This window comes from Piscirickettsia salmonis LF-89 = ATCC VR-1361 (genome assembly GCF_000297215.2).
In the GTDB taxonomy this organism is placed as follows: domain Bacteria; phylum Pseudomonadota; class Gammaproteobacteria; order Piscirickettsiales; family Piscirickettsiaceae; genus Piscirickettsia; species Piscirickettsia salmonis.
Genome location: NZ_AMFF02000106.1, coordinates 1 through 10,718 on the forward strand (window position 1 = coordinate 1; position 10,718 = coordinate 10,718).

Consider the following 10,718-nt stretch of genomic DNA (forward strand, 5'->3'; position numbering starts at 1 on the left):
GCAGCGGCTTCTGCTGTCGCTTGTTCTTCTACAGGCTCATCTAGCTTAATATGGCTGGCAGTTTCTGAATTTTGAGCATCAATTTTGATTTCTGTGTGTGGTTTTCGAGTGACTGTGACTTTAGGGCGTTGAATATCCGTAACATGAATATTGATATTAATATTAATATTTGTATTACATTCTTGCTCCTTCATAATAGGATACCTATTCTTCTAAGCTCATGACTTGGACGTCACAGTCACTGTCAACAGTTTCAAGTTTTAAGCTAAGACGCTCCATTCTTAAGGCAATGCGGTTGAGGTCTTCTTGTATTGCTTCAGCGGCAGCACTGGTCTCTTCACTCACTTCTTCTTGTGTGAGTTTTTTCAACTGTTCATTGAGGCGTTGGGTAATTTCGCTTTGGTTTTTTGCTGCACTGAAAATAGTGGTATTTGTGCTGATAATTTTTTTAACTGCATCAGTAATTGAGTCAAGAGATTTCCCTGCTTCCGCAGCTTGCTGTACACTGGTATCAGCGCTGTTTCGGCCATGTTCCATAGTGTTTACGGCATCAGAAGCGTTGGATTGAAGCTTTTCGATCATTTCTTGAATTTCTTGAGTGGCTTGCTGAGTTCTTTGTGCTAATGTTCTGACTTCATCTGCAACGACAGCAAACCCTCGGCCTTGTTCACCAGCACGTGCAGCTTCAATGGCAGCATTTAAAGCGAGCAAATTCGTTTGTTCAGCAATACCACGAATAACATCAAGAACGGTGCCGATACCCTCACTATCTTGAGCAAGCTTGCCGATCACTTCGGAAGCTGCGGTTACTTCTTTAGATAGGTTATTGATTGCACTTGTTGTTTTTGCAACGACATTTTGACCATCTTGTGCTTTTTGGCTCGCTTCTTGGGCTGCATTTGTTGCATTTTGAGCAGAGGCCTCAACTTCATTGATAGCGGCTGAAATTTGCATGATATTATCAATTAGCTGTTTTTCAGCTTCAGTATCTTTTCCTTCTGAGCGGGCTTCTGTAAGTAAACGGTCGGTTTTTTCAAAAATACTATAAAGATCGCCATAAAGATCGTTAATGTTTTTTGCAATGTCCTGATGTGTTTTTGATAGGGAATGTTGAAGTTGCTCTAAAAAATCGACTTCATTGTTAGAAGGTTTTTGGTCTTCAAATAGATGGGAGTGGCCAAAGTTTTCTATAAGTTTTTTTATTGGGCGTAAAATAATTTTTGAGCTAACTAACGCATATAGAACACTAATGATTGCAGCAGAGCTAATAGTTGCAGTAATAGTAGATTCAAAAAGGCTTGATTGTGAAATGACTGCCCAGATAACAAGGATTAACAGTGAGTTACCTAAAATAGCAAGCTGTATTTTTGTTTTTGCTGCCAGTCTCTTCATACTGCAGGGCTCCTGGGGGTTATGCAGATCAATACGCTCCTAACAAAAAGCATAGTATAAAACTAGCTTTTTTAGAGATTAATCTAGCTTTTTTTTATAAATTTTGAGTATAATGGCGCAATTTATTTAAGGCTGTTGTGAGGTTGTTTATGGGGCAAAAAAGTACGATTATCATTGGTATTGCAGGGGCCTCAGCATCAGGGAAAAGTCTATTAGCTTCGACGATTGTGAACGAAATTGGCTCAGAACGTGTGACAGTAATCTCTGAAGATGCTTACTATAATGACCAATCAGATATTCCTTTTCATATTCGAGAACAGACAAACTATGATCATCCTGATGCATTTGATCATGAGTTATTAAAAGAGCATTTACAAAAACTGCGCCATGGTGAGTCTGTTGAGATTCCGCAATATAACTATGTAACGCATACACGGGAAGAGGCAACACGTAAAGTTGGTGGTCAAAGTATTGTTGTTTTGGAAGGAATTTTGTTGCTGACAGATAAAGAATTACGCCAATTAATGGATATTCGTATTTATATGGACACACCCTTGGACTTTTGTATTTTGCGACGTATTAAACGTGATGTGATTGGTCGAGGCCGTTCTATTGAGTCTGTCATTCAACAGTATGAAGAAACAGTACGGCCGATGTATTTGCAATTTATTGAGCCGTCGAAGCGTTATGCAGATGTGATTGTTCCTCGAGGTGGCAAAAACCGTATTGCAATTGATTTAATTAAAGCAAAAATGCGTGAGCTTTTAGAAGAATAAGCGTTATTAAAAATATAAATAAAGTAAAGAAAGAGATCGGTATTGATGAGTGGCTTCCATGGTGTTTTAGGTTTAATTGTTTTTTATTTATTTGCTTGGGGGCTGAGTGAAAATCGCAAGCATGTGTCTTTAAAGTTAATCTTATTGGGTTTATTCTGGCAGTTTGTATTTGCTCTAATTTTACTAAAAGTTCCTGTTATTACTGAGATTTTCCAGTGGGTCAATCAAGGAGTGATTGCGGTGACTGCAGCAACACAACAAGCGGTGGGCTTTATGTTCGGTGGCCTAGCATCACCTTCTGCAGAAAGCCATCTTGGCTTTATTCTTGCCTTGCAGGCCCTACCTGTCTTGATTGTAATCAGTGCTCTTAGTGCTCTATTGTTCCATTGGCGGATTTTGCCTCTGATTATTCGTGTATTTTCATGGGTTTTTCAAAAGACAATGCGTATAGGCGGAACGCTAGGGATTGCGGCAGCGGCTAACGTCTTTATTGGTATGAATGAAAGCCCACTGGTGATTCGGCCTTATCTAAAGCGCTTAACCCATAGTGAATTATTCTCATTGATGGTTTGTGGTATGGCAGGTGTTGCAGGAACTGTCATGGTGTTGTACGCCAGTATTGTTGGACCGATCATTCCAAATGTTATTGGCCATGTGATTATGGCCGTATTGATCAGTGTGCCTGCTGCTTTAACGGTATCTCGGGTGATGGTGCCGGAAACAGAGGTAGTCTCAGTTGGGGGGCAGGCTGAGTTTGCTAAAGCGGCCAGTACCTTAGATGCAATTTCTGTTGGTATTATGGATGGTGCAAAGGTACTGGTGACGGTGGTTGCTATGTTAATTGGCTTTCTGGCTTTAATTTATTTATTGAATATGGCGTTAGCCTTACTGCCTTATGTTGATGGTCAGGCTTTATCGCTGCAGCGTGTTTTAGGTTGGCTAATGTCTCCCGTTGCTTGGCTGATGGGAGTACCTTGGCAGGAAGCACAAGTGGCAGGCTCATTACTAGGCACGAAGATGATCCTTAATGAAGTTGTTGCTTATGGTGAATTTGTGCATGTGAGTTCATTATTATCAGAAAAAGTTCAATTAATGATGCTTTATGCTTTATGTGGCTTTGCAAATTTGGGAAGTATAGGTATTATGATAGGCATTTATGGGGCGTTAATTCCTGAGCGTCGTCAGGAGGTCACGCGCTTGGGAGTGCGAGCGGTGATTGCTGGAACACTTTCGACTTGTATGACTGGGACCATTGTAGGAATGCTGTATGTCTGAACATAGTGATAATCAAGAAAAAAAATATCATAAACCTAAAGTAACACTATTACAGCGTTTAACTGCTCTAGTGGTTGCGATTCTTGTGATTGTTGTGCTTTATCACTTTTACACAATCAAGTAATTTAAGTTGAAAATCTGGCTCTAGCGATAAGCGACGATAGGTCGCTTAATTTGCTGAGTGTTATTTTAGATTAAGAATCTGAATTATTTTGAGTCGTATGGGTATTTAAGCTATGCCTTTGTTCACTTGCCTTGAGCATTTTAGCTTGCAGTTTCTGTAACTGTAAGTGTAGCTTTTGCATTTTTTTTAATAATTCTTGGTTGCGATCTTCGATTTTCTTAAAGCGGATTTTTGATAGCTTCAGCTCTTCTTTGAGCTTAGTGATGTTCTGTGTTGATACATGTTGTTTATTTTTAGCTAGTTGACGTAATAATTGTTGACGTTGTTCTGTGCGTGTTAATTGAAGCTGCTCAGGTTTTAACTGGTTTGTTGTGGTTCTTGTAGGAATAATGAGTGTGGTATTTTCCATCAGACTGCTTGCGCTGTTATTTTTAAATGCATGAGGGTTGTTTTTTTGAATCATTTGCATCATTTTAGTGATAGATACTGAGGTGTTAGGTCGAACTTTCTTGGCAATGCTCCAGAGCGTTTCTCCTGGCTTGACGGGACCATACTGGTAAGCGAAGCTAGATAAAGTAAGTAAACTAAATAGGCTTAAGCTTGGAAGTAATATGTAAATCAGTAAATGTCTCATGACTTTTCCTTAGGTCTTGTGACAGCGTAGGGTATTTTTATATTTATTTATAGATAGTATAGTGTGTAGAACCAATGAATCATAATCATCAAGCAGAGATAAAAAAAATAGGTTTTTGGCAGCAACGTCGCTCTGATCACCTAACCAAACGCCCATGTGATACACGGAGTGTTTATCAGCGTGACCGCGCACGTTTGATTCACTCATTGTCGTTTCGGCGCTTACAAGGCAAAACACAGGTTATAGGCCAAGGAGATAGTGACTTTTATCGTAGTCGCTTGACTCATTCAATGGAAGTGGCACAAATTGGTGCAGGCTTAGTTGATAATTTAAAAAGGCGTTATCACACGCAAGATGAGTACATTCCTTTTCCAGAAACTGCTTTAATAGAGACTTTAGGTTTAGCTCATGATATTGGTCATCCACCGTTTGGCCATGGGGGGGAGCAAGCGTTAAATTACTTAATGCGTGCTGATGGTGGATTCGAAGGAAACGGTCAAACTCTGCGATTGCTATCCCATTTAACTACGCATACTACCCCTGGGTTTGGTTTGGATATGACACGGCGGACGTTATTGGGTGTTTTAAAATATCCTGCGCCTTATAGCCGAGCCTGTGGCCACTATCCGCCGGAGCCAAAGCTAAATGATACAACGGCTATTCGTGTGCATGAGTGGCTACCGCCTAAATGCTTTTTTGATGATGAGTCTCAAGTTGTTGATTGGGCTTTAGATGCACTCTTAGCGGATGAAAAACAGCGTTTTATGAGTGTAAGTGGGCAGGCTAATTATGAAAACATGCATTACTTACCTAAATATGCTGGCTTTGATACGACATTATTAAATTTGGCAGACGATATTGCTTATGCTGTTCATGATTTAGAGGATGCTATTTTTTTAGGATTTATCAGCGCGCATTTATGGGAAGAAGTAGCTCACTTATTTAATGACTCTGACTGGGCCAAGCAATTTAATTTAGAATCAATTTCTCATGACTTATTTGCTGAAAGCTATCAACGTAAGCAAATGATTGGTGCATTGGTTCATGCGTTTATTAGCTCAGTTGAAATTGAGCAGCGACAGCTTTTTAACGATCCTTTGTTTGATTATCAGGCATTTTTGCCTCAAGAGGTGGCTGATATTCTTCAACAGCTTAAAGAGTTAGTTAAAACTCATTTTATCAATCGTCATGGTTTACAGGCTTTAGAATATCGTGGCCAGCAAATTATTTTGCGATTGTTTGAGGCTTTAGCGTCTGATTCAAGCCGTTTACTGCCACAAGAGAATTTAATATTCTGGCAGCAGGCTGAATCAGAAGCACAGCAGATGCGAGTGCTCGCTGATTATGTTTCAGGAATGACAGATGAGTATGCTACTCGATTATATGAACGGCTTTTTATTCCACGGGCTGGTTCAATTTTCGATCGTTACTGAGAAGAGGGGAGAGAGCTAACCAGCATCTAAACTCATTGTAAGGAGCTGATTATTACCAGCTTCTTCTATTCAATCGCTGCGAGCCATGGAGTGCTAAGCACGGGGTGAGTAGGCCGAGGTAGGTTCGGGTTTTTAGCAGAGCGGAGTTGCGAAAGGCCGTTAGGTCTGTAGCAAGCGTAACGAGTGTCTAAAAATCTATACGAACCGTAGAGTCCTACCGAGGTAGCGACGCTTACGAGAAAAAGCGTGATTTTTGCGCTTTTTTTGAGAGTTAAAAGAATAACTTATATCGCAGAAATTTAATTAAATATGAGATAGCAGGGTGGGCGTTAAAAAAGTTCAGGAAAGCCCAGCTATTATAGTGGGCTTATACTGTTACTGTATTTTAACGGTTTTTACATATTAGAGAAGTTAAAACGGAATATCATCATCAAAATCATCAAAGTTTGCTGGATGGGCCTTATTTGTTGCTGGAGTCGCTGTATTATTTGATGATGATTGTTGACTGTTTTGGTGTTGTTGCAAGTGTGGTGGTGAAATATTTTGTTGCATAGGTGCACTACTGTTATTAGGGCTTGACTGTTGCTGCTGCATGCTGCCGTTAAAACTGTTGTTTTGTGGTGTCGCATTGGTATTGTTATTGCTGCTAAAGTTGTTCACCACAGGTTTTTGCGTGGTATTGTTGTTGTCACTTTGGCCAAAGCTATTGGAGCTAGCTTGGAAACTACTGTTGTTATTTCCCGCGGCTGGAAAGCTAGTTGAACTAGTTTGGTTTCCTTGGAAGTTATTATTCATCGTATCATTGCGCCCACCTAAAAATTGCATGTTATCGGCGACGATTTCCGTGGTATAACGATCCTGACCGCTTTGGTCTTGCCATTTGCGGGTTTTCAGCTTACCTTCAATATAGACTTGGGAGCCTTTACGTAGATACTCGCCGGCAAGCTCACCTAAGCGACGAAATAGCACAATACGATGCCACTCAGTATTTTCTTGTTGTTGGCCTGTATTACGGTCTTTCCAGCTTTCTGAAGTTGCAACTGTGATATTGGCGATGGCATCACCGGATTGTGTGTAACGAACTTCAGGGTCACGCCCTAGATTACCAACGATGATGACTTTATTAATGCCGCGAGCCATAGTGATGATTCCCCTTTGATTTATGTGTAAATTATTCTTTAGCTTTGATGTTAACCTAACTTAACTTGCCTATCTTAAACTCTTTTGTCATAGCGCTATGCTCTATATGTGTCTGATTGCCACTGCGATTAATTCTAAGTCAGATTATCAAAATTACCATAAGTGCAGTTAAATTAAAAAGTAAAATACTTCGCCAACCGAGTTGGGTCGGCCAGACAGTATAGCACTAACTGAGTTGCCAATAAATGCGCTTAATGATGATAGTGGCAGGTTGGTAGCTTGAGCTAGATTACACAGGCGTTTACCTTCTGCCAAACTCAGCTTATAGTAGCAGGTTGCGATGCAAGATTTATAAAGTTGAAGATGGGCTTAATGAAACAAATAGAAATCCGTGGGGCGAGAACCCATAATTTAAAGAATATCGATCTTGACTTACCTCGTGATCAACTGGTTGTGGTGACTGGCCTGTCTGGCTCTGGTAAGTCATCACTGGCCTTTGATACGCTTTATGCGGAAGGTCAGCGCCGTTATGTGGAGTCATTGTCGACGTATGCGCGTCAGTTTTTATCGATGATGGAAAAACCAGATGTTGATCATATTGAAGGCTTATCTCCAGCGATTTCTATAGAGCAGAAGTCAACCTCACATAACCCACGCTCAACGGTGGGCACAGTGACAGAAATTTATGATTATTTACGTTTATTGTTTGCGCGTGTCGGCACGCCACGTTGCCCTACACATGGGGTGAGTTTGGAAGCTCAAGAAGTCAGTCAGATGGTTGATCAGCTGATGACTTTGGAGGAAGGGACTAAGCTGATGGTCTTAGCTCCTGTGGTTACTAGCCGTAAGGGTACTCATGAGAAGTTGTTGACGCAATTGCGCATTGATGGCTATGTGCGGATACGGCTTAATGGTGAGATTATCGAGTTAGATGAAGCCCCTAAGCTGAAGAAAACGCAGAAACATGATATTGATGTGGTCGTTGATCGCTTAAAAGTTCGTCATGATATTAATGTACGCTTAGCTGAATCACTGGAAACAGCATTAAATCTTGCTGATGGTATAGCAACGGCTTATTTAATCGATAAGGGTGAGAATATAGTGTTCTCACAGCGGTTAGCCTGTGCACAGTGTGGCTATAGTGTTGCAGAGTTGGAACCACGGTTATTTTCATTTAATAACCCAGTGGGGGCGTGCCCAAGTTGTGACGGCTTAGGTGTGCAAAGTACCTTTGACCCAGATAAAGTTGTTGTTGATCAAGAGTTAAGTCTAGGGGGTGGAGCGATTCGTAGCTGGAATCGTCAAAATCATTATTATTTTAATTTATTAACCGCATTGGCAGATTACTATGGATTTGATACTGAGAAGCCTTTTAAAAAACTAAGTAAGAAAGTCCAAAAAATTATTCTTTATGGTTCAGGTGAGGAAATACTTCCTTTTCATTACCCAGGGCGTGCAGGAACAGTGCAAACTCGTGAGCATAGCTTTGAAGGGATATTACCGAATATGCAGCGCCGTTACCATGAAACTGATTCCGGCGCGGTGCGCGATGAGCTGGCAAAGTACTTATCTACGCATGCCTGTGAAGCTTGTGCAGGTACGCGCTTGCGTGAGGAAGCTCGCCATGTCTATATTGATGAAGTGACTTTGCCCGTTGTTGCTAAAATGTCGATAGAAAAAGCCTATGATTTTTTTGGCAGTTTAGAATTTACCGGTTGGCGTCAGGCGATTGCACTCAAAATTCAAAAAGAAATTGGTGAGCGTTTAGGTTTTCTTGTTAATGTTGGTTTGAACTATTTAACCTTGGAGCGCAGTGCGGATACTTTGTCAGGCGGTGAAGCGCAGCGCATTCGTCTGGCTAGTCAAATCGGTGCAGGTTTAGTCGGTGTGATGTATGTTCTCGATGAACCTTCGATTGGCTTGCATCAGCGTGATAATGAACGCTTGCTAAAAACATTGACCCGATTACGTGATCTTGGTAATACCGTGATTGTGGTTGAACATGATGAGGATGCAATTCGTTTGGCTGACTATGTCATTGATATGGGGCCGGGCGCAGGTGTGCATGGTGGACATGTGATTGCAAAGGGCAAGCCGAAGCAGATTATGAAATCACCGCATTCATTAACCGGCCAGTACCTATCTGGCAAGCGTAAAATTCATGTGCCGAATCAGCGAGCCCAGGTGAATTCTGAAAGAATGCTAACAGTCACAGGGGCTTGTGGTAATAACTTACATCATGTCAGTGTAGAGATTCCCTTAGGGCTATTTACTTGCATTACCGGTGTCTCTGGCTCGGGCAAGTCAACACTCATTAATGAGACGCTATATCCTCTTGCTGCGCGTAAGCTTAATGGTGCAACAATAATTAACCCGGCGCCTTATGAGAGTGTGAGTGGTTTAGAGTATTTAGATAAAGTGGTTGCTATTGATCAAAGTCCGATTGGTCGCACGCCGCGATCGAACCCGGCGACCTATACTGGAATTTTTACTGCGGTGAGAGACTTATTCTCAGGGACAGCAGAAGCGCGTTCACGTGGCTATAAGCCAGGCCGTTTTAGTTTTAATGTCAAAGGGGGGCGTTGTGAAGCATGCCAAGGTGATGGTGTGATTCGGGTTGAGATGCACTTTTTGCCAGATGTCTATGTATCTTGCGATGTTTGTCACGGTAAGCGTTATAACCGTGAAACTTTAGAAGTACGCTATAAGGGCAAGAACATTCACGAAGCTTTGGATCTGACCGTTGAAGATGCTTGTGAGTTTTTTTCAGTAGTGCCGAGCATTGCTCGTAAAGCGCAGACGTTGTTGGATGTCGGGCTTGGCTATATTAAATTAGGTCAAAGTGCAACGACATTGTCTGGTGGTGAGGCACAGCGAGTAAAGTTAGCTAAAGAGTTATCACGGCGAGATACTGGGCAAACGTTATATATTCTTGATGAGCCGACGACGGGTTTGCACTTTTATGATATTGAGCACTTATTGGATGTGTTGAGTCGCTTAAAAGAGCGTGGTAATAGTATTGTTGTTATTGAGCATAATTTAGATGTCATTAAAACGGCAGACTGGATTGTTGACCTTGGCCCTGAAGGTGGTGATGGGGGAGGGAGAATTATTGCGGCTGGAACACCTGAGGATGTGGCTAAGGTGCCAGGCTCATATACTGGTCAGTTTTTGGTGGGGATGCTTAATTAAGTATTAACAATTAATTTATATAAAAACAACTAATAATTTGAATGGAATTTTACTGTATTTGTTATTTATATATTTATACATAATATAGCTAAATACTAAATATATGGCATAATAATTTATTGAATAATTGTAGAATTAAATAAGGAATATGTCATGGGATATCCAGTTGAATTCAGACGGAAGGTCTTTAAGTTAAAAGAAAAGAAAGGGCATACAATTGATTATTAAGTTTCATAGCTCTTTGGCGTTTCAATGAGGACGCTGTTTCGATGGAATACAAGAATAGAAATAAAAAAGAAGGCACCAAAACCTCGAGCGATTAACTTAGAAGAGCTAAAGAATGATGTAAGAAATCATCCGGATAGTTATCAATGGGAACGTGCGCAACGTTTTGGTGTAAGTCAACACTGTATTCAGCATTGGTTGAATTTCCTTGGAATCAGCTGTAAAAAAAACACTAAAACATCCAAAAGCCAACGAAAATACACGTACAAGCTTCCAGAATAAAATCAAGCGCTACGCCGGCTATGATCGACCCATTGTTTATTTAGATGAAAGTGGTTTTGCAACAGATATGCCAAGAAAGCGAGGCTACTCCCAGAAAGGAATGCGTTGTTATAGCTAAAACCTTATAAATTGACATAATGTAGATGTTCTAAAAAAAGATCTTCGATACTACAGTGATACTTTCTTCGAACGCTGCGAGCCATGGAGTGCTAAGCACGGGGTGAGTAGGCCGAGGTAGGTTCGGG

11 protein-coding genes are annotated in these 10,718 nt (G+C 41.0%); 7 read left to right on the plus strand and 4 right to left on the minus strand.

Annotated features, from left to right (window positions below; genetic code table 11):
- Together C200_RS10385 and C200_RS10390 are read right to left on the minus strand one after the other, a co-directional pair.
- Positions 1 to 194, minus strand: a 194-nt coding sequence (locus C200_RS10385; protein WP_033923764.1) for a hypothetical protein, incomplete at its 3' end; no start/stop codon positions are given.
- Between the two features lie 10 nt (positions 195 to 204).
- Entirely contained in the window at positions 205 to 1,392 is a 1,188-nt protein-coding gene (locus C200_RS10390; protein ID WP_016211556.1) for a methyl-accepting chemotaxis protein, read from the minus strand.
- Between the two features lie 149 nt (positions 1,393 to 1,541).
- Between C200_RS10390 and udk the strand changes: the two genes are divergently transcribed.
- The 3 genes from udk to C200_RS16560 are packed head-to-tail and all read left to right on the plus strand — an operon-like array spanning position 1,542 to position 3,567.
- A complete protein-coding gene (udk, locus tag C200_RS10395; RefSeq protein WP_016211554.1) occupies positions 1,542 to 2,168 on the plus strand; it encodes a uridine kinase in 627 nt (208 codons plus the stop codon).
- 45 nt (positions 2,169 to 2,213) lie between these two features.
- Complete coding sequence (locus C200_RS10400; RefSeq protein ID WP_016211557.1) at positions 2,214 to 3,443, plus strand: NupC/NupG family nucleoside CNT transporter; 1,230 nt, start codon at positions 2,214 to 2,216, stop codon at positions 3,441 to 3,443.
- Entirely contained in the window at positions 3,436 to 3,567 is a 132-nt protein-coding gene (locus tag C200_RS16560; protein WP_016211560.1) for a hypothetical protein, read from the plus strand. The genes C200_RS10400 and C200_RS16560 overlap by 8 nt, the downstream gene beginning before the upstream one ends.
- A gap of 70 nt (positions 3,568 to 3,637) precedes the next feature.
- On the opposite strand, the gene C200_RS10410 is transcribed toward C200_RS16560, so the two are convergent.
- Positions 3,638 to 4,201, minus strand: a complete 564-nt coding sequence (locus C200_RS10410; RefSeq protein WP_032126677.1) for a FimV/HubP family polar landmark protein — start codon at positions 4,199 to 4,201, stop codon at positions 3,638 to 3,640.
- Positions 4,202 to 4,275: 74 nt separating this feature from the next.
- On the opposite strand from C200_RS10410, the gene C200_RS10415 reads away from it, so the two are divergent.
- A complete protein-coding gene (locus C200_RS10415) occupies positions 4,276 to 5,634 on the plus strand; it encodes an anti-phage deoxyguanosine triphosphatase (protein WP_016211555.1) in 1,359 nt (452 codons plus the stop codon).
- A gap of 411 nt (positions 5,635 to 6,045) precedes the next feature.
- On the opposite strand, the gene ssb is transcribed toward C200_RS10415, so the two are convergent.
- Positions 6,046 to 6,774 (minus strand): single-stranded DNA-binding protein, encoded by a 729-nt coding sequence (ssb, locus tag C200_RS10420; RefSeq protein ID WP_016211664.1) that lies wholly within the window; start codon positions 6,772 to 6,774, stop codon positions 6,046 to 6,048.
- 372 nt (positions 6,775 to 7,146) lie between these two features.
- Here ssb and uvrA point away from each other — a divergent pair, with 372 nt between their 5' ends.
- The 3 genes from uvrA (at position 7,147) to C200_RS15810 (ending at position 10,591) form a co-directional block, all read left to right on the plus strand.
- Positions 7,147 to 9,966: an excinuclease ABC subunit UvrA gene (uvrA, locus tag C200_RS10425; RefSeq protein ID WP_016211666.1), complete on the plus strand. Its 2,820-nt coding sequence runs from the start codon at positions 7,147 to 7,149 to the stop codon at positions 9,964 to 9,966.
- 252 nt (positions 9,967 to 10,218) lie between these two features.
- A complete protein-coding gene (locus C200_RS16750; protein WP_052133282.1) occupies positions 10,219 to 10,473 on the plus strand; it encodes an IS630 transposase-related protein in 255 nt (84 codons plus the stop codon).
- On the plus strand, positions 10,400 to 10,591 hold the full coding sequence (locus C200_RS15810) for a hypothetical protein (RefSeq protein ID WP_059372630.1): 192 nt from the start codon (positions 10,400 to 10,402) through the stop codon (positions 10,589 to 10,591). The genes C200_RS16750 and C200_RS15810 overlap by 74 nt, the downstream gene beginning before the upstream one ends.
- Positions 10,592 to 10,718 lie beyond the last annotated feature (127 nt).